Raw genomic sequence first — 17767 nt, 5'->3', positions numbered from 1 at the left:
CGGACCGGCCCCGTCGTGGCGCGCCGCGCGCCGGATCACATGTGGATCACGCGGCCATAGGCGTCCAGCACCGATTCGTGCATCATCTCTGACAGGGTGGGATGCGGGAACACCGTTTCCATCAGATCCTGTTCGGTCGTCTCCAGCTGGCGGCCGATGACATAGCCCTGGATCAGTTCGGTCACCTCGGCGCCGACCATGTGGGCGCCCAGCAATTCGCCGGTCCTGGCATCGAAGACGGTCTTGATCATGCCCTCGGGCTCGCCCAGCGCGATGGCCTTGCCGTTGCCGATGAAGGGGAACCGGCCAACCTTGACCTGATGGCCCTGCTCTTTCGCCCTGGCCTCGGTCAGCCCGACCGACGCCACCTGCGGGTGACAATAGGTGCAGCCCGCGATGCTGTTGGGCTTGATCGGGTGCGGATGGCCGCCGGCGATCAGTTCGGCCACCATCACGCCCTCATGGCTGGCCTTGTGCGCCAGCCAGGGCGCGCCCGCCACGTCGCCGATGGCATAGACACCCTCGACCCCGGTGCGGCAGTATTCGTCGGTGACGACATGGGTGCGGTCGACCTTGATGCCGGCCTCTTCCAGCCCCAGCCCCTCGACATTGCCGACGATGCCGACGGCCGAGATCACCGTGTCGAAGTCCATCGTCTCGGTCTTGCCGCCGGTCTCGATATGGGCGGTCACGTTGGCGCCCTTGCGGTCAAGCTTCTTGACCGTGGCTTTCTCCAAGATCTTCATGCCCTGCTTGACGAAGGCCTTCCGGGCAAAGGCCGAGATCTCGGCATCCTCGACCGGCAGCACCCGGTCCATCACCTCGACGACCGTGGTATCGGCGCCAAGCGTGTTGAAGAAGCTGGCGAATTCTATGCCGATGGCGCCCGATCCGATGACCAGCAGCCTTTTCGGCATGTGCGGCGGCTTCAGCGCGTGCTTGTAGTTCCAGACCAGCTTGCCATCGGGTTCAAGGCCCGGCAGTTCGCGCGCCCGCGCGCCGGTGGCGATCACCACCGCCTTCGCTGTCACCTCCTCGGTGCCCTTGTCGGTCTTGACGCTGACCTTGCCCTTTCCGGCCAGCCGGGCCTCGCCCATGATGACCGTGACCTTGTTCTTCTTGAACAGATGCCCGATGCCGCCCGACAGCTGCTTGGCCACCCCGCGCGAGCGGTCGACCACCTTGTCGAGGTCATAGCCGATGCCCTCGGCCTTCAGCCCGAAATCCTTGGCCCGGTGCATCAGGTGGAACACCTCGGCGCTGCGCAGCAGCGCCTTGGTCGGGATGCAGCCCCAGTTCAGGCAGATGCCGCCCAGATGCTCGCGCTCGATGCAGGCCACCTTCAGGCCCAGCTGCGCGCCGCGGATCGCGGCGACATAGCCGCCGGGTCCGGCACCAATCACCACCATGTCGAAATTCTGGGCCATCCTGTTCCCCGCTTGCTGAAGATAGTTCAGCGTTAAACCATTTGTGCGGGCGCAGCAAGGCGCGCCCGGACACTTGGCGGGAGCGGGGCGGAAGAGGCCGATTTGCCGGGCTTCAGGGCGTGCGCGCGCTGTCGTCGGACTGCGCCTCGTCCAGTGCCGCGCCCACCGTCAGCGAGGTGGCGCTGGGCGCGATCACGGCAAAGCTGCCCTGCTCCTGCGGCGTCAGCGCGCGGCGCCGGGTCATCCGCCAGCCGGCATAGACCGTCAGCGCCAGCAGCAGCACGCCCATGTAGACCCAGTATCCGTCAGGCCCGATCACCCCCATCAGCCAGCCGGTGATCAGCGGCCCGCCGATCGAGCCGACGCCATAGATGAACAGCAGCCCGGCCGAGGCCGCCGCCATGTCGGACTGGTCCAGATAGTCGTTGGTATAGGCCAGCAGCATCGCGTAGATCGGGTTCGACATGCCGCCCAGCAGCGCGCCGGCCAGCACCAGCCCCGCGGTGCCCGGCTGGGCCGCGACCACCACCAGCACCGTCAGCGCGCCGATGGCGCCGAGGATCATCACCAGCTTGCGCCGGTCATAGCGGTCCGAGATCCAGCCGAGCGGATATTGCAGCGCCAGCCCGCCCGCATAGGCCGCCGCCACGAACAGCGAGATCTGCGCGACCGACAGCCCGATCGCCGCGCCCCAGACGGCCGACATGCCCGACAGCACCGAAAACACCCCGCCCATCAGGAAGATGCCCACGCAGCCCAGCGGCGAGGCGCGATAGAGGCGGCCGAAGCTCATCCGCTTGATGGTCTGGAACTGCGGCGCGGGCTGGCGCGACAGCAGGATCGGGGTGAAGGCCAGCGAGACCAGCACTGAGGGGATGATGAACAGCAGGAAGCCGGCCGGATCGCCGATGTTCAGCATGCCCTGTGCGATGACGATGCCCAGCAGCTGCACGATGATATAGGCCGCCAGCGCGCGGCCGCGGTTCTCGTTGGTGACGCCCGCGTTCAGCCAGCTTTCGGCCGCGATGTAGACGCCGCAGAAGCAGAACCCGATCATGAAGCGCAGCCCGGTCCAGTAGATCCAGTTCGGTTCGACCGGGAACAGGATCAGCACCGCCGAGATCATCGAGCCGAGCGCGGCGAAGACCCGGACATGGCCGACCCCCTTGATCATCCCCGGCACGACCAGGCTGCCCAGAAGGAAGCCGCCGAAATATCCCGACATGACCACCGACATGCGGAACGTGGGAATCCCCTCGATGCCGCCGCGGATGCCCAGCAGCGTGCCATGCATCCCGTTGCCGATCATCAGCAACAGGATTCCCAGAAGCAGCGGCCATGTGCTGCGCATCACCGAGGTCATCGTCCACTCCGACTTGCCGAAATCCCGACCGATCGGTCAGGTAGCCTGCCCTAATCCGCCGCGCGTGCCGATGCCAGATGCAATCGCCCGTCAGGGCAGCAGCAGCGAGGCATCGCCATAGCTGAAGAAGCGGTATCGCCCGCGGACCGCATGATCGTAGATGTCCCTGATCCGGCTCGTTCCCATCAGCGCCGAGACCAGCATCAGCAGCGTCGATCGCGGCAGGTGGAAATTCGTCATCAGCCCGTCGGTCACCCGGAAGTGATGGCCGGGATAGATGAAGATGTCGGTCTTGCCGGCGAATTCGGGCATGTGACCCTCGGGCGTGGCCGCCGATTCGATCAGCCGCAGCGCCGTGGTGCCGACAGGGATCACCCGCCGCCCCTCGGCGCGGGCGCGGTTGATCGCCGCCGCTGCCGCAGGCCCGACCTCGCCCCATTCGGCATGCATGCGGTGCGTGGTCACGTCCTCGACCTTGACCGGCAGAAAGGTGCCCGCGCCGACATGCAGGGTCACATGGGCGAATTCGACACCCCGCGCCGCCAGGGCCTGCAGCAGCGGCGCATCGAAATGCAGGCTGGCGGTGGGCGCCGCGACCGCGCCGCGCCGCGCCGCCCAGACGGTCTGGTAATCCTCGTGATCCTGCGCGTCGGGCGCCCGCAGGCTGGCGATATAGGGCGGCAACGGCATCGCGCCGACCTGCGCCAGCGCCGCGTCGAAGGCATCGCCCGTCGCATCGAAGCGCAGCAGCAAGCCGGTTGGCGTGATCCGGGCCACCTCGGCCGACAGGTTCGGGCCAAAGCGGATCACCTCGCCGGCGCGCAGCTTGCGCAGCGGCCTGGCCAGCGCGGCCCAGCCATCGGCCTCGGGCTCGAGCAGCGTCACCTCGATCCGGGCAGACACCTCGCCCTGCGCGCTCTGCCGCGTTCGGGTTCCGGTCAGCCGCGCGGGGATCACGCGGGTGTCGTTCAGCACCAGCAGATCACCGGGCCGCAGGATGTCGGGCAGGTCGCTGACCCGGCGATCCTCGATCCCCCCCGCCTCGGCCAGCAGCAGCCGCGCGGAACTGCGCGGCCGCGCGGGCCGGGTGGCGATCAGCGCGTCGGGCAGGTCGAAATCGAAATCGGACAGCTTCATGGGCGGGCTTCTGCGCGCGGCGCGGCCCTGCGTCAAGCCGGCGCGATACCCAAGCAGAAAACTCGGCCTTTACAAATCCGATGGTTTCGGTCATTTATCCCGCGACAGGAGTCCCGCATGATCGTCTGCCACTGCACCCAGATTTCGGACCACGAGATCCGCGCGGCCATCGACTGGATGCGCCATGCGGACCCGCAGACCATCATCACCCCCGGCAAGATCTACCATGCCCTTGGCAAGCGGGCCGATTGCGGCGGCTGCATGCCGCTGTTTCTGGACACGATGCGCCAATCGGATAGGCTGGAAGTGGCCCCGCCGATGCTGCGGGCCGTAACAGACAGCATGAAAGGCTATCCGGATGAAGGGCGACGCCAAGGTCATCGACTATCTCAACGCCGCGCTGCGATCTGAGCTGACGGCGGTCAGCCAGTACTGGCTTCACTACCGGCTTCAGGAGGACTGGGGCTATGGCCATGTTGCCGACAAGTCGCGCGCCGAATCGATCGAGGAGATGGGCCATGCGGATCGACTGATCCAGCGGATCATCTTTCTTGAGGGCCACCCCAACCTGCAGAAACTGGACCCGCTGCGGATCGGCCAGAACCTCAAGGAAACGCTCGAGGCCGACCTTGCCGGCGAACACGATGCCCGCACCCTGTATATCGAGGCCCGCGATCACTGCGAGAAGGTCGGCGACTATGTCAGCAAGATCCTGTTCGAAGAGCTGATCGCCGACGAGGAAGGCCATATCGACTTTCTGGAAACGCAGCTGGAACTGCACGACACGATCGGCGCCGCGAATTACGGCCAGCTGAACGCCAAGCCCGCCAGTCAGGCGGAATAGCCCCCGGATGGGCGGGCGCACAGGCCAAAGCGCGCCCCGTGTCGATCCCGATTGGCAGCTGGGACCGGACGGGACGCGCCCTGTTGTCGCAGAGGGGACGCCTCAATCCCGCCCGCAACACCCTCCTACAGGCGATTGGTTAACGAAGCCTTAAGGCGGTCGCCTCGCGACGCGATTTTCCGGGCGGCCGGCGACATCGCGGCCACCGCGCCGGGCTCAGGCCCGCCGGCCGATCGTCATGTGGCGCTTGGTGCCAAAGCCGGGCCGTCGCGTGACGGCGAAGCCCGCGTCCTGCAGGGCACGCCGCACATGGCCGGCGGCGGTATAGGTCGCGAGGCTGGCCCCCGCGGCGCTGTGCCGGCCGACCTCGGCCATCAGGCAGGCCGACCACATCTCGGGGTTCCGGGCCGGCGAGAACCCGTCAAGGAACCACGCATCCGCCCGCCCCGTCCAGCCGGGCAGGCAGTCGCGGGCATCGCCGATCACCAGGCTCAGCGCGACCTGCCCCACCTGCAGATCCGCCGCGCCCCAGCCTGCCCGCAACTGTGCTGCCAGCCCTGCCAGTTCGGGAAATGCCGCATGGGCACGGGCCAGCTGGTCCACATCCATCGGATAGGCCTCGAAGCTGGTCATGCGGATCGGCACCCGCGCCACCGCGGCCAGCGCGAGGCAGTTCAGCCCGGTGCCGAAGCCCAGCTCGGCCACATGAAAACCGGTGCGCAGCCGTGCCGGCAGGTCGTTGCCGTCCAGAAACACATGCCGGGTCTCGGCCAGGCCACCCGCGAGGCTGAAATAGGGATCGTCGAAGCGCCGCGACACCGGCACCCCGCCCTCGCGCCAGTCCAGCGATGGCTGGCCGGGCCCTCCGCCTTCGGTTAGATCACCCATCGGGCTCAGCTAGGGGAAGACCGGGCACATGGCAAGCGGCGGCGACGGCAGGCTGACGATCATCGGCGGCGGCATTCTGGGGCTGAGTTGCGCCTGGCAGGCGCTGTCGCAGGGCTGCCGGGTCGAGGTGATCGAGGCCCGCGCGATCGGCGCCGGCTCATCGGGCGGCCATGTCGGCGCGCTGGCGCCCCATGTCCCCGAGACCTGGAACCCGAAGAAGGCCTTCCAGCTGGACAGCCTGCTGCGCGCGGAGGCCTTCTGGTCCGCGGTCGAGGCCGCTTCGAGCCTGCCCAGCGGCTATGGCCGGACCGGCCGGGTGCAGCCGGTGCCGGACATGGCCACCGCCGACCGGCTGGCCGCGCGCGTGGCCGAGTCACGGCAGCGATGGCCCGCCGGGATGGCCATGCGGTTGACCGACGACCCGGGCACCGGGCTGGTGCCGCCAAGCCCGACCGGGCTGTGGCTGCGCGACGGGCTGAGCGCGCGGCTGGCCCCGCGCGCCGCGCTGGCCGCGCTGGCGGGCGCGATCCGCCGGGCGGGTGGCGTGATCCGGGAGGGCCGAACCGCGCAGCCGCAGGACATCGCGGCGCCGGTGCTGTGGGCAACCGGCACCGACGGGCTGGCCTGCCTGTCGCGCGATCTGGGCCGCCCGGTCGGCATCGGCGTGAAGGGCCAGTCGGCGCTGCTGGCCCATGCCGCGCCCGATGCGCCGCAGGTCTTTGCCGAGGGGCTGCACATCGTGCCGCATGCCGACGGCACGACGGCCATCGGCTCGACCTCCGAGACGCGCTTTGTCGATGACCGCCCCGATCACCAGCTTGACGCCCTTATCGCCACCGCGCGGCGGCTGTGTCCGGAACTGGCAAGGGCCGAGGTTCTGGACCGCTGGGCCGGCCTGCGCCCCCGCGCGCAAAGCCGGGCACCGCTGTTGGGCGCCTGGCCGGGCCGGCCGGGGCATTTCGTGGCCAATGGCGGCTTCAAGATCGGCTTCGGGATGGCGCCGGCCATCGCCGCCGTGATGATCGACCTGATCCTGACCGGGCGCGACCGCATCCCCGAGGGCTTTCGCCTCGCGCGGTGACGCCTGCGGGCGGCGGGGCGTCACGGGGCCGCATTTCGGCCATGCTGCGCCAATCGCCGCTTGCGGCGCGGGCGGCGGACGGGTGAAACTGCCCCGAAACCCGGAGACGCGCATGACCACCCGACTAGACCAGGCCTTCGCCGCCATCGACGCCGCCAACGCCCGCGACCCGCATCTCGAGGATGGCCGCCCCGCCAACCTGCTGTATGGGCAGCGGATGACGGCCGAACAGCAGCGGCTGTTTCCCGACGCCTCCGAGCCGTTGCGCATCGCCTGCCGCGGCCAGCATGTCGAGCGCTGGCTGCTGCCGCGCGACGCCTATCCGATGGACCGCGCGGGCTATCTGCAATGGCGGCAGGAACAGGGCCGCCGCCACGCCGAGCGGATCGCCGGCATCATGGCCGAGGCCGGCTATGACGCCGACCAGATCGACCGTGCGCGGCGGATGCTGACCAAGCAGGGGCTGAAGCGCGACGCCGAGGTGCAGGCGCTGGAAGATGTCATCTGCTTCACCTTCATCCGGTGGTATCTGGGCGATTTCGCGGCCGAGCAGCCGGACGACAAGATGCCCCGCATCATCGAGAAGACCGCCCGCAAGATGTCGGCCGAGGGCCGTGCCCGCGCGCTGGCGGAATTCGACATGCCGCCGGCCTTCGCCGCCCTTTTCCGGGAGGCCGGGTGATGCGTGCGGTCATCGTCTCGCATGGCCAGCCCGGCGATCCCGCACCGCAGGAGCAGGCGATCCGCGACCTTGCCGCGCAGGTGGACGCGCAGAACCCCGGATGCCAGATCGCCGGCGCGACCCTGGCGATGCCCGGCGCGCTGGCGGCGGCCTGCGACGATGACTGCCTGATCTATCCGATGTTCATGGCCGAGGGCTGGTTCACCGGCCGGCAACTCCCCCGCAGGCTGGCCGAGGCCGGCGCCGGCGGGGCGCGCGTCCTGCGGCCCTTCGGCACCGACCCGGCCCTGCCCGCGCTGATCGTGGCTCAGGCGCGGGCAGCGGCCGCGGCGCAGGGCTGGGCGGCGGACGACACCACGCTGCTGCTCTCGGCGCATGGCTCGCAGCGCTCGCAGGCCAGCCAACGGATCACCGACGCGCTGGCCGCGCGGGTCGCACCGCATTTCGCCCGCGTTGTGACAGGCTTCGTCGAGCAGGAGCCCTTCGTCGCCAGCGCGGCGTCCGGGCTGTCGAAGGCCGTCCATTTGCCGCTGTTCGCGCTGCGGGCCGAACATGTGCTGGACGATCTGCCGCAGGCGCTGGACGAGGCCGGCTTCAGCGGCCCGCGCCTCGACCCGATCGGGCTGGCGCCCGAGGTGCCGGCGCTGATCGCGGACGCGCTGCGTCGCGCACTGGCCGAACCGGGCGGGCGCAGCGGCACGATCACCGCGCAGGCGGGATCGGCATGAGCGGGCACCGGCCCGAGGACGCGGCCGCCGCGTCGGGCGACCGGGCCGGGCCAGACGCGCCGGGGCCGGACGGCGCGCGGATGTCGTTTCGCGACCGCATGTCCTATGGCGATTACCTTGGTCTCGACGCGGTGCTGTCGGCCCAGCACCCCCGCTCGGCCGCCCATGACGAGATGCTGTTCATCATCCAGCACCAGACCAGCGAATTGTGGATGAAGCTGGCCCTGCACGAGATGGACGCCGCGCGCGGCCTGATCGCGGCGGGCGACCTGCAGCCGGCCTTCAAGATGCTGGCGCGGGTTGCGCGGATCATGGAACAGCTGAACAGCGCCTGGGACGTGCTGCGCACCATGACCCCCAGCGACTATACCGATTTTCGCGCCGCCCTCGGCGAAAGCAGCGGCTTTCAGTCCTGGCAGTATCGCATGATCGAATTCGTCGCGGGCAACCGCAACATGGCGATGATCGGCCCGCACGAGCATCGCCCTGACCTCGCCGGGGCGCTGCGATCCGAGGCCGCGCGTCCCTCGCTTTACGATGTGGTCCTGGGACGGCTGGCGGTGGCGGGTTTCGACGTCGCGCCGCGCAGCCGGCTGGATTGCCCGCACCAGCCCGAGGCGGCGGTCATCGCCGCATGGGAACGGGTCTATCGCGACCCGCGCACCCATTGGGAGCTGTACGAACTGGCCGAGAAGCTGATGGATTTCGAGGATTACTTCCGGCGATGGCGCTTCAACCACGTCACCACGGTCGAGCGGGTGATCGGCTTCAAGCGGGGCACCGGCGGCACCGGCGGGGTCAGCTATCTGCGCCGGATGCTGGAGGCGGTGCTGTTTCCCGACCTCTGGCAGGTCCGCACGCAGCTGTGAGGGCGCCGCTCAGTCGCGTCCGAAATAGCGGTATCCGCCAACCTCGGCAAAGCCCAGCCCGCGATACAGCGCCAGCGCCGCCGCATTGCCGCGGGTGACCGCCAGCGCCAGCCGGGCTGCGCCCTTTGCCTGCGCCCAGAACGCCGCCTCGCGCATCATCCAGCCGGCCAGCCCCCTGCGCCGCCATGCCGGCAGCACCTCGATCGCATGGATCATCGCAACATCGCCGTGGATGGCCGCGAAGCCCGCCCCGGCGGCGCGATCCTCGATGCGGCCGAGGATCGCCGCGCGCGGCCCGGCCACGCGTGCCATCACCTGCTGCCGCGCAGGTCCGATGCCGCCCGTGGCCCAGATCTCGCGCTGGATCGCCAGGGGCGGCCAGATCGCGAAGGCAGTGATCGAGGGCACCGCAAGCAGGGTCAGTCGCGCCACCGGCGCCTCGAGGATTGCGGTTGGCGTCCGGGGCCCGTAGCCGCGCGCCTCCAGCGCCGCCGCCAGCGCCTCGTCGCCATCGGTGACGCGGAACAGGGCGGGCTGCTGCCAGCCGCGGTGGATCGCCTCGGCCGCGTCCAGATCGGCCCCCGACCAGTCCGACACCGCGCGCGCCGACCCGACCCGCGCCCCGGCGCCGAGGCCCTGCCCGACCCGAAGGCCGCCCGCCGCGCGATACGCGGCAGAGGGCCAGGTGGCCTCGAAGGCCGCGGCCAGCGCGGCGTCGATCACAGCGCCAGCCTGCGCTTCAGCTCGGCCATGGCGACGGCGACGCGCTCGGCATCGAGGCCGCGCACAACCAGGTTGGTGCCCCAGCCGCGCTCGTCGTGATAGGGATAGCTGCCCATCGAGACATCGGGAAACTCGCCCGCCACGGCCTGCAGTTCCTCGGCCACGTCGCTTTCGCCGCGCCGCACCTCGACCGTCTCCGAGCGGACCGGACGGCCGGCCGCGAGGCGCGGGATCAGCCAGGCGACCATGCCGCGGAACACCTCGGGGACGCCCGCCATGACATGGGTGTTGCCGATCGAGAAGCCGGGGGCGGCCGACACCGCATTGTCGATCAGCCGCGCGCCCACCGGGATGCGCGCCATGCGCAGCCGGTTCGGGGTCAGTTCCGTGCCCATCCGGTCGCAGCGGGCCTGCAGCAGGGCACGGGCCTCGGGATGGATCTCGACGCTGGTGCCATGCGCGGCGGCGACGGAATCGGCGGTGATGTCGTCATGGGTCGGCCCGATGCCGCCCGAGGTGAACAGCAGGTCCCAGGCGCCGCCGAGGCTGGCGTCCAGCGCCCGGACCGCGGCCACGATCTGGTCGGCATCATCGGCGACGACGCGGATCTCGCGCAGGTCGAAACCGGTGGCCGAGAGGACCTGCGCCAGGTGATGGGCATTGCCCTCGCGCGTGCGGCCCGACAGGATCTCGTCGCCGATCACCAGGATTGCCGCCGTCGGATTGTCTGATTGCATGGCCGCCGCCCCCCGCTGGTTCCGCCTTCTTCTATGCGCACGCACGGCACTGGAACAAGTGGCATCCGGGCGCTATCTATGCGGGCAGAGGAAAGGATCAGCGATGGATCAGGAAAGCCGCATCACCCGCGAAGGCATTCGCATCCATGTGCCCGAGGATTTCGAGGGCATGCGCAAGGCCGGCGCGCTGGCCGCGCGGGTCCTGGACGAGGTGGGCGCGCTGGTCGCGCCGGGCGTTGCCACCGGCACGCTGGACGATTTCATCCGCAACCGGATCGCCGAGGCGGGCGCGACCTCGGCCACGATCGGCTATCGCGGCTATCAGCATGCCAGCTGCATCAGCGTGAACCATGTGGTCTGCCACGGCATCCCCGGCGAGAAGCTGCTGCAGAACGGCGATATCCTGAACATCGACGTGACCGTGATCGTCGATGGCTGGTATGGCGACACCAGCAGGATGTATGTCGCCGGCAAGCCTTCGATCAAGGCGCAGCGGCTGATCCAGGTGACCCATGACTGCCTGATGAAGGGGATCGAGGCGGTGCGCCCCGGTGCGACCTTCGGCGATATCGGCGCCGCCATCCAGGCTTATGCAGAAGGGCATCGCATGTCGGTGGTGCGGGACTTCTGCGGCCACGGGCTTGGCCGGGTGTTCCACGCGCCGCCGAACGTGCTGCATTTCGGCCGCCCCGGCAAGGGCCCGGTGCTGGAGGAGGGCATGTTCTTCACCATCGAGCCGATGATCAATCTGGGCCGGCCCGAGACCAAGGTGCTGGCCGATGACTGGACGGCGGTGACCCGCGACAAGTCCCTGTCGGCGCAGTTCGAGCATTCCATCGGCGTGCGTGCCGACGGGGCCGAGATCTTCACCGGCTCGGCACGGTTCTTTCCCGAACTTGGCTGAGGCGTGACACGGTCCGCCGGCACGGCGTGCGCGGCTGGACGTGCGGCACGATGATCGGCGTCCCGCGACGGCCGGGGGCGCTTCGCCCCCCGGACCCCCAGAGGATATTTGCGCCAAGGCAAAGCGGCGGGGTTGGCGGGTCGGCTCAGGCGCGGCCGGCGGCCGCCGAGAGCAGCGAGGGATCGATGCCCTGCGCCCTCAGCGCGGCGGGCCATTTGGCGTCGTTGTCGGTGCCGAAGATCAGATCGTCCGCGCCCTCGCCGGTGAGCCAGCCGTTCTGCAGCATCTCGTCTTCCAGCTGTCCGGGCCCCCATCCCGCATAGCCCAGCGCCAGGACCGCGGCCTCGGGGCCCTGGCCATGGGCGAGATCCTCGAGAATGTCGCGGGTCGTGGTCATCGCCAGCGCCCGGCCGATGCGCAGCCGGCCCTCGGGGTCGTCGCCATGTTCGGGGACGCTGTGCAGCACGAAGCCGCGACCGGGTTCGACAGGGCCGCCGAAGCGCACCTCGATGCTGCGGCTGGTGGTGTCGGCCTCGATCCCGAGCTGGTCGAGAAGGTCGGCAAAGCCGATCTCGGGCAGCGGGCGGTTCAGCACCAGCCCCATCGCGCCGTCCGCGGAATGGGCGCAGATCAGCACCACCGAGCGCTGGAAACGCGGATCGGCCATGCCGGGCATGGCGATCAGGATCTTGCCGGTCAGGCCGGGGGGGGCGGTGTCGGGGTCGGGGTCGGGGCTTCTGCTCATCATCTCTCCTTGCCGTTTCAAGATCGGCGCTTGGGGTCCGGGTTGCAAGCCCCGCGCGCGTTTGTGACTTCTGCGACGCGGCGCGAGGCGTTAGAGCGGTGGCATGAGACATGCCGCTGCCGCCTTGCTGGGCCTTTGCCTTGCCCTGCCCGCCCTGTCGGCCGCCTCGGCCGAGACCCTGCCGCCGGGGCTGGACGCCGCGCGCCTGCTGCCGGGCTGGATCGATGCCGAGGGGCGCCGTGTCGCCGCGCTGGAGTTGCGGCTGAAGCCCGGCTGGAAGACCTATTGGCGCAGCCCGGGCGACAGCGGGCTGCCGCCCGTCTTCGACTGGCAGGCGTCGCGGAACCTTCGGGACGTGGAATTTCACTGGCCCGCGCCCGAGGCGATCCGGTCGGGGGAGGACACCAGCCTTGGCTATCACGATGTGCTGGTGTTGCCCTTCACGGCGCGGCCGCGCGATCCGGCCCTGCCGCTGGATCTGGCCGCCTCGGTCGATTTCGGGCTGTGCGAGCGGATCTGCGTGCCGGGCCGGGTCAGCCTGCGCGCCGGGCCTGCCGCGGACGCCCCCGACCCGCGCATCGCCGAGGCGCTGGCGCGGGTGCCGGCGCGGGTAGCCGCGCGCCCGGCCTGCCGGCTGGACGAGATCGCGGACGGGATGCGGCTCGAGATGGACCTGCCGGCTGCCATGACCGGCGCGCAGGTCGTGGCGGTCGAGTTGCCGGACCGGCCCGAGGTCTGGGTCTCGTCCGCCGCGCTGCGCGACGAGGATGGCACGACCATCGCCAGCGCCGATTTCGTGCCGCCCGAGGCGAAGCCCTTCGATCTGGACGCGGACGGGCTGCGAATCACACTGGTCGGTGCGTCCGGCGCGGTCGAGATGCGCGGCTGCGCGCCGCAAGGCTGAGCGCTCCGGCCAGCAGCACCGCGCCTGCCAGCCCGGCGAGATACCAGCCGAGGGCGGCCAGCGGCGAGGCGGCGACCGGCCACCAGCCCGGAACCCCGACGCCCAGCGCGGGCAACAGCGTCGCCGGCAGCATCGTTGCCGCCAAGGCCAGCCCGGCCAGCGCCGCGCCCGCACGCAGCGGCCCGCGCAGCGCGGGGGCGCGCAACCCGCGACGGAAGGCCAGCCGCGCCTGTCCCAGATCCGCCCCCGCCGCCAGCACCGCCGGCACCACCAGCAGCACCACCAGCATGCCGAAGCCCAGCCCGTAGGCCAGGGTGACCACGGTCGGCTTCAGGAACAGCGCCTGCGACGAGCGTTCGTAAAGCAGCGGTGCCAGACCCAGCACCGTCGTCGCCGTCGTCAGCAGCACCGGCCGGAAGCGGTTGCAGACCGCGTCCAGGATCGCCGGGCGCAGGCCCCGGTCGCGCGCATATTCGTCGATGGTCGAGATCAGCACGATGGAATCATTGATGATGATGCCCGACATGCCGATCAGCCCGACGATCGAGAACATCGACATCGGCAGGCCCCAGAGGTGATGCCCCCAGACCGCCCCGATCAGCCCGAAGGGGATCACTGCCATCACCACCAGCGGGCGGCTCCAGCTGGCGAAGATCCAGGCCAGGACCATGTAGATGCCGCCCAGCGCCAGCGCGAAGCCCGCCGCGGCGTCGCCGAGGAAGTCGCGTTCCTGTTCGGCAAGGCCGGTCGTCTCGAAGCTGATGCCGTGGGCCGCGGCGATCGCGGGCATGATCTCGTCCTCGATCTGCCGGGCGATCTGCGCCGCGCGGGCCGGGTCGTCGTCCGAGATGTCGCCGGTGACCGCGATCATCCGTTCGCCGTTCTCGCGCCGGATCACCGAGAAGCCGGCCGCGCGGGTCACGGTGACGATATCGCCCAGCGGCACCCATTGCCCCGAGGCGGTGCGCATCATCATCCGGTCGAGGAAGTCGCCGCGCCGCTCGTCCTCGGGCATCTCGACGCGGATCGCGCCGGTGCGGGTGCCGACCGGAAAGCTGGCAGCCTCGATGCCGCCAAGGCGCTGGCGCAGGTCGCGGCCCAGGGTCTCGGTCGTGAAGCCAAGCGCCTCGCCCTGCGCGGTCAGGCGCAGGTCCAGCTCGTCCTTGTCATAGGCCATGCTGTCCTCGAGCGCCGAGACCTCGGGGAAGGCCGCAAGCCGCAGCTTCAGCGCCTCGGCCGCGTCCTTCAGCCGCTGCGCCTCGGCGCCGGTCATCCGCACCGAGATCGCATCGCCCCCCGGCCCCGAGCGGAAGCCGCGAAAGCTGATCGTCTCGAGCCGCGGATCGGTCGGCATCGCCTCTTGCAGCGCCGACACGAACTCGAAGCTGGAATAGGGCCGGAAATCGGGATCGATCAGTTCCAGCTGGATCGCGCCCAGCAGGTCCGCATCCCGCGTATCGGCGCCCGGCAGGGGTCGGCCGGAATTGCCGCCGACCTGGGTCATCGCATGGGTGACCGGGCTGATGCCGTATTCCGCCTCGTATTCCGCCGCGACCCGGTCGACGGCGTCCTGCACCAGGCCCATCACCCGGATCGTGTCCTCGCGCGTGGCCCCCGGCAGCATCGCGAAATTCCCCGCGACGCTGCCCTGTTCGGGGGCATCGAAGAACCGCCAGGGCACCGCCCCGCCGACCAGAGCCGCGGCCGACCAGGCGAACATGGCGATGGTCGCGGCCAGCACCGGATAGCGCAGCCGCAGCACCCAGCCGGTCATCGGCCCCAACAGCCGCGCCACCAGCCAGTCCAGCCCGCGATTGACCAGCTTGGAGGGCCGGTCATACCAGTGGCGCCGGGCCGCGCGGGTCAGCGCATGGGCCATGTGGCTTGGCAGCACCAGGAAACATTCCACCAGCGAGGCGGCCAGCACCAGGATCACCGTCATCGGAATGTCCGCGATCATGTCGCCGAAACGCCCGCCAATGGCGACCAGCCCGCCAAAGGCGATGATCGTCGTCAGCGTGGACGAAACGACCGGCGCGGCCATCCGCGCCGCCGCGCGTTCGGCGGCAAGAACAGCCGGCTCGCCCAGCTTTCGGGCCCGGTAGTCGGCATGTTCGCCCACCACGATCGCGTCGTCCACGATGATCCCCAGGGTCAGGATCAGCGCGAACAGCGAGATCATGTTCAGCGTCATCCCGGTCAGATACATCAGCCCCACCGCCGCCAGCAGCGAGGCGGGGATGCCCGCCGCCACCCACAGCGCGGTGCGCGCGTTCAGGAACAGGAACAGCAGCGCCAGCACCAGCCCCAGCCCGAGGACGGCGTTGTCCAAGAGCAGGTTCAGCCGCGCCGAGATCAGTTCCGCCCGCGCCCGCACCAGATCCATCGTCACGCCCTGCGGCAGGGCGGGCGCCATCCGGGCAACCACCGCCTCGACGCTGCGCTGCATGCCGATCGCATCGCCAAGCGCGCTGCGCTGGACCGCGACCATCACCGCCGGGTCGCCGTCGACGTAATAGGCCACGTTGCGGTCCATGCCCGACTGGCGCACCTCGGCCACGTCCCCGATACGCAGCTGGGTGCCGTCGGGCAGCGCCTTCAGCACCAGCGCCGCGACATCGGCGGGGGCCCGCGTCTCGGCACCGGTGCGGACACGGGCGGCGCCCGAGGCCACGTCGCCCGCCGGGCTGGCCGAAGCCGTCGCACCGACCACGGCCGCGATCTCCTGCAGCGTCACGTCATGGCGCACGAGGTCGATCATCCGCGTCTCGATCAGCGTCTCGGGCGCGGCAAGGCCGGTGATCGACAGCCGGGTGATGCCCTCGGCATAAAGCCGGTTCGCGAAATCATCGGCGATGCGGCCAAGCTGGTCCAGCCCGACCGGCCCCGAGATCACCACATCGGCGACCCGGTCGCGCCAGGCGCTGCGCAGGATCTCGGGATCCTCGGCCTCCTCGGGCAGGTCACCGGCCGCGGCGACGGCGCTGTCGATCTCGGCGGCGGCGCGTGACATGTCCCAGCCGGGCTCGAACTCGACGGTGATGGCGGCCAGCCCCTGCACGGCGCGCGATGTCGTCAGCGCGACGCCCTCGACGCCCATCAGGGCTGGTTCCAGAACCGCCACGATCGAGCGGTCCACATCCTCGGGTCCGGCGCCGTCCCAACGCACCTCGACGTCGATCTCTTGCACCACGGTGTCGGGGAAGAACTGCGCGCGCAGCTGCGGGGCGGCGTAGAGCCCGCCGACCACCATCACCGCCATGACCAGATTGGCCAGCGTGCGGTGCCGGGTGAAGATCGACAGCAGGCCCGTGCCGCCGGCGGCGGCGTCGCCCCCGGCCATGTCGCGGCCCTCAGCCATTTCCGGGCCCCCGCAGGCCCTGCGCCTGCTGGTCGCCCGCAGGCGCCGGTGCCGCGGCATCGCGCACCAGGATGCCGGCGCCCAGCTGCGGGGCGCGTTCGGCCACGATCCGCGCCCCGTCCAGCGCCGCCGGAACCGCGATGATCACGTCGTCGCCCTGCCGGCGCAGCACGCTGACCGGCACGGCCGACAGCCGCCCCTCGGCATCTGCGACCAGCACCGCGCCATCGGGGCCGACGGCCGCCGCAGGGATCCGTGCAGCGCCTGCGATCTCGGGCTCGGCGATCTCGACGCTGACGAAATCGCCCGGGCGCAGCGCCTCGCCGCCCTCGAGGATGCGGGCAAAGACGATCCGACCGGCCGCGCCCTCGGCCACCGAGGCGGCGGCACGGTCCAGCCTCGCGGTTGCGGTCAGCCGGCCCGCCGAGCCATCGAGGACCACCGTCGCGGCACGTTCCGCCAACTGCCCGCCACCGGCGACCAGCCGCGCATACTGATCCAGCGACAGCGGCACCTGAACCTCCAGCGCGTCGGGGTCGATGATCTCTGCCAGCTGTTCGTTCAGGCTGACCAGCCGTCCCTCGACCGCGGTGACCGCCGTGACGCGGCCGGCAAAGCCTGCGGTGATCCGCGTCTCATCGAGGGCACGCCGCGCCTCGGCCAGCGCGATCTCGGCCCGGCGCAGGGCGTTCACCGCCGCGGTGACCGCGCTGTCGGCCGAGGCCAGGGCCGAGCGGCCGGCGATGACCGCCTGTTCGGCGGCCGAGGCGGCCAGTTGCGCCGTCTCGCGCTCGGCTCCTGCGCCAAGCCCGCGGTCCGCCAGCGCCTCCTGCCGCTGGACTGCGGCACGGCGCAGTTCGGCCTGACGCTCGGCGGCGGCCAGATCGTCGGTTGCCACCTGCACGTTCCGGCGCGCATCGCGCAGCGTCGCCTCGGCATCGTCGCGGGCCGCCTGCTGGCTGTCCAGCGCCGCCTGCGCGGCCGAGGGGTCGATGCGCACCAGAAGCTGCCCCGCCGCCACCTGCCCGCCCTCCTGCATGGCAGGGTCGAGATGGACGATCTGGCCCGCCGCCCCGGCCCGCAATTCCAGCCGTCGCCGCGACTCGACGGTGCCGAACACCCGCATCACCGGCTGCACCCGCCGCGGCGTCACGTTCAGCAGCCGCGTGGTATAGACCTGTTCGGCGCCGCCGCGCCCGGGACCGGCGCCGCCGGCGCGCGAACTGACCGCCTGCCACATCTGGAACGCGGCCAGAAACAGCAGGCCGATGGTCAGGAAGGTCAGGAACAGTCCGCCGAGACTGCGGAGCAGAAAGCGCATGGGGGGTCATCCGGGTTGTGTCGGGAACCGGTTAGCGCATGATGCGGAAACGA

General features: G+C 70.5%; 17 protein-coding genes. 8 read left to right on the top strand and 9 right to left on the bottom strand.

All coding sequences use genetic code 11. The annotated features are described in order from the left end of the window. Window positions 1–35: 35 nt before the first annotated feature. The 3 genes from lpdA to queA form a co-directional block, all read right to left on the bottom strand. Window positions 36–1427, bottom strand: a complete 1392-nt coding sequence (gene lpdA / locus Q5Y72_RS08330) for a dihydrolipoyl dehydrogenase (protein ID WP_305962951.1) — start codon at window positions 1425–1427, stop codon at window positions 36–38. A gap of 112 nt (window positions 1428–1539) precedes the next feature. Continuing rightward, window positions 1540–2790, bottom strand: a complete 1251-nt coding sequence (locus tag Q5Y72_RS08325) for an MFS transporter (RefSeq protein WP_305962950.1) — start codon at window positions 2788–2790, stop codon at window positions 1540–1542. Window positions 2791–2880: 90 nt separating this feature from the next. Then, on the bottom strand, window positions 2881–3927 hold the full coding sequence (gene queA / locus Q5Y72_RS08320) for a tRNA preQ1(34) S-adenosylmethionine ribosyltransferase-isomerase QueA (RefSeq protein ID WP_305962949.1): 1047 nt from the start codon (window positions 3925–3927) through the stop codon (window positions 2881–2883). Window positions 3928–4044: 117 nt separating this feature from the next. On the opposite strand from queA, the gene Q5Y72_RS08315 reads away from it, so the two are divergent. Together Q5Y72_RS08315 and bfr are read left to right on the top strand one after the other, a co-directional pair. Then, a complete protein-coding gene (locus tag Q5Y72_RS08315; protein WP_305962948.1) occupies window positions 4045–4338 on the top strand; it encodes a (2Fe-2S)-binding protein in 294 nt (97 codons plus the stop codon). Continuing rightward, window positions 4286–4771, top strand: a complete 486-nt coding sequence (bfr, locus tag Q5Y72_RS08310; protein WP_305962947.1) for a bacterioferritin — start codon at window positions 4286–4288, stop codon at window positions 4769–4771. The genes Q5Y72_RS08315 and bfr overlap by 53 nt, the downstream gene beginning before the upstream one ends. Window positions 4772–4987: 216 nt before the next feature. Here bfr and mnmC2 read toward each other — a convergent pair whose 3' ends face one another. After that, window positions 4988–5659, bottom strand: a complete 672-nt coding sequence (gene mnmC2 / locus Q5Y72_RS08305) for a tRNA (5-methylaminomethyl-2-thiouridine)(34)-methyltransferase MnmC2 (protein ID WP_305962946.1) — start codon at window positions 5657–5659, stop codon at window positions 4988–4990. 28 nt (window positions 5660–5687) lie between these two features. Here mnmC2 and Q5Y72_RS08300 point away from each other — a divergent pair, with 28 nt between their 5' ends. The 4 genes from Q5Y72_RS08300 (at window position 5688) to kynA (ending at window position 9019) form a co-directional block, all read left to right on the top strand. Next, entirely contained in the window at window positions 5688–6740 is a 1053-nt protein-coding gene (locus Q5Y72_RS08300; protein WP_305962945.1) for an NAD(P)/FAD-dependent oxidoreductase, read from the top strand. Between the two features lie 112 nt (window positions 6741–6852). Then, window positions 6853–7422 (top strand): DUF4202 domain-containing protein, encoded by a 570-nt coding sequence (locus Q5Y72_RS08295; protein WP_305962944.1) that lies wholly within the window; start codon window positions 6853–6855, stop codon window positions 7420–7422. Then, window positions 7422–8150: a CbiX/SirB N-terminal domain-containing protein gene (locus tag Q5Y72_RS08290; RefSeq protein WP_305962943.1), complete on the top strand. Its 729-nt coding sequence runs from the start codon at window positions 7422–7424 to the stop codon at window positions 8148–8150. The genes Q5Y72_RS08295 and Q5Y72_RS08290 overlap by 1 nt, the downstream gene beginning before the upstream one ends. An 80-nt stretch (window positions 8151–8230) precedes the next feature. Beyond that, window positions 8231–9019, top strand: coding sequence for a tryptophan 2,3-dioxygenase (kynA, locus tag Q5Y72_RS08285; RefSeq protein WP_305963098.1), 789 nt, complete (start codon window positions 8231–8233; stop codon window positions 9017–9019). Window positions 9020–9028: 9 nt separating this feature from the next. Here kynA and Q5Y72_RS08280 read toward each other — a convergent pair whose 3' ends face one another. Together Q5Y72_RS08280 and Q5Y72_RS08275 are read right to left on the bottom strand one after the other, a co-directional pair. Continuing rightward, entirely contained in the window at window positions 9029–9742 is a 714-nt protein-coding gene (locus Q5Y72_RS08280; protein WP_305962942.1) for a GNAT family N-acetyltransferase, read from the bottom strand. Continuing rightward, window positions 9739–10479, bottom strand: coding sequence for a competence/damage-inducible protein A (locus Q5Y72_RS08275; protein WP_305962941.1), 741 nt, complete (start codon window positions 10477–10479; stop codon window positions 9739–9741). Before Q5Y72_RS08275 ends, Q5Y72_RS08280 begins: the two co-directional genes overlap by 4 nt. 103 nt (window positions 10480–10582) lie before the next feature. Here Q5Y72_RS08275 and map point away from each other — a divergent pair, with 103 nt between their 5' ends. Further along, complete coding sequence (map, locus tag Q5Y72_RS08270) at window positions 10583–11383, top strand: type I methionyl aminopeptidase (RefSeq protein WP_305962940.1); 801 nt, start codon at window positions 10583–10585, stop codon at window positions 11381–11383. Between the two features lie 145 nt (window positions 11384–11528). Here the strand turns inward: map and Q5Y72_RS08265 are convergent, their stop codons facing one another. Continuing rightward, window positions 11529–12128 carry a YqgE/AlgH family protein gene (locus Q5Y72_RS08265; protein ID WP_305962939.1) on the bottom strand — a complete coding sequence of 200 codons (600 nt, stop codon included), beginning with the start codon at window positions 12126–12128 and terminating at the stop codon, window positions 11529–11531. A 103-nt stretch (window positions 12129–12231) separates the two neighbouring features. Here Q5Y72_RS08265 and Q5Y72_RS08260 point away from each other — a divergent pair, with 103 nt between their 5' ends. Continuing rightward, window positions 12232–13032, top strand: a complete 801-nt coding sequence (locus Q5Y72_RS08260) for a protein-disulfide reductase DsbD domain-containing protein (RefSeq protein ID WP_305962938.1) — start codon at window positions 12232–12234, stop codon at window positions 13030–13032. Here the strand turns inward: Q5Y72_RS08260 and Q5Y72_RS08255 are convergent. Together Q5Y72_RS08255 and Q5Y72_RS08250 are read right to left on the bottom strand one after the other, a co-directional pair. Beyond that, window positions 12974–16393 carry an efflux RND transporter permease subunit gene (locus Q5Y72_RS08255; RefSeq protein WP_305962937.1) on the bottom strand — a complete coding sequence of 1140 codons (3420 nt, stop codon included), beginning with the start codon at window positions 16391–16393 and terminating at the stop codon, window positions 12974–12976. The two genes, Q5Y72_RS08260 and Q5Y72_RS08255, sit on opposite strands and share 59 nt — an antisense overlap. Then, window positions 16386–17714, bottom strand: a complete 1329-nt coding sequence (locus Q5Y72_RS08250) for an efflux RND transporter periplasmic adaptor subunit (protein WP_305962936.1) — start codon at window positions 17712–17714, stop codon at window positions 16386–16388. The genes Q5Y72_RS08255 and Q5Y72_RS08250 overlap by 8 nt, the downstream gene beginning before the upstream one ends. Between the last annotated feature and the right edge of the window lie 53 nt (window positions 17715–17767).

The sequence above is a fragment of the Paracoccus spongiarum genome (genome assembly GCF_030732095.1).
Taxonomy (GTDB): domain Bacteria; phylum Pseudomonadota; class Alphaproteobacteria; order Rhodobacterales; family Rhodobacteraceae; genus Paracoccus; species Paracoccus spongiarum.
This window is presented reverse-complemented; position numbering and strand designations above follow the sequence as displayed.

Bases quoted from the DNA above. Each gene is read 5' to 3' on its own strand.
- lpdA (WP_305962951.1), bottom strand. From the start codon at position 1,427: ATGGCCCAGAATTTCGACATGGTGGTGATTGGTGCCGGACCCGGCGGC.
- Q5Y72_RS08325 (WP_305962950.1), bottom strand. From the start codon at position 2,790: ATGACCTCGGTGATGCGCAGCACATGGCCGCTGCTTCTGGGAATCCTG.
- queA (WP_305962949.1), bottom strand. From the start codon at position 3,927: ATGAAGCTGTCCGATTTCGATTTCGACCTGCCCGACGCGCTGATCGCC.
- Q5Y72_RS08315 (WP_305962948.1), top strand. From the start codon at position 4,045: ATGATCGTCTGCCACTGCACCCAGATTTCGGACCACGAGATCCGCGCG.
- bfr (WP_305962947.1), top strand. From the start codon at position 4,286: ATGAAGGGCGACGCCAAGGTCATCGACTATCTCAACGCCGCGCTGCGA.
- mnmC2 (WP_305962946.1), bottom strand. From the start codon at position 5,659: ATGGGTGATCTAACCGAAGGCGGAGGGCCCGGCCAGCCATCGCTGGAC.
- Q5Y72_RS08300 (WP_305962945.1), top strand. From the start codon at position 5,688: ATGGCAAGCGGCGGCGACGGCAGGCTGACGATCATCGGCGGCGGCATT.
- Q5Y72_RS08295 (WP_305962944.1), top strand. From the start codon at position 6,853: ATGACCACCCGACTAGACCAGGCCTTCGCCGCCATCGACGCCGCCAAC.
- Q5Y72_RS08290 (WP_305962943.1), top strand. From the start codon at position 7,422: ATGCGTGCGGTCATCGTCTCGCATGGCCAGCCCGGCGATCCCGCACCG.
- kynA (WP_305963098.1), top strand. From the start codon at position 8,231: ATGTCGTTTCGCGACCGCATGTCCTATGGCGATTACCTTGGTCTCGAC.
- Q5Y72_RS08275 (WP_305962941.1), bottom strand. From the start codon at position 10,479: ATGCAATCAGACAATCCGACGGCGGCAATCCTGGTGATCGGCGACGAG.
- map (WP_305962940.1), top strand. From the start codon at position 10,583: ATGGATCAGGAAAGCCGCATCACCCGCGAAGGCATTCGCATCCATGTG.
- Q5Y72_RS08265 (WP_305962939.1), bottom strand. From the start codon at position 12,128: ATGAGCAGAAGCCCCGACCCCGACCCCGACACCGCCCCCCCCGGCCTG.
- Q5Y72_RS08260 (WP_305962938.1), top strand. From the start codon at position 12,232: ATGAGACATGCCGCTGCCGCCTTGCTGGGCCTTTGCCTTGCCCTGCCC.
- Q5Y72_RS08255 (WP_305962937.1), bottom strand. From the start codon at position 16,393: ATGGCTGAGGGCCGCGACATGGCCGGGGGCGACGCCGCCGCCGGCGGC.
- Q5Y72_RS08250 (WP_305962936.1), bottom strand. From the start codon at position 17,714: ATGCGCTTTCTGCTCCGCAGTCTCGGCGGACTGTTCCTGACCTTCCTG.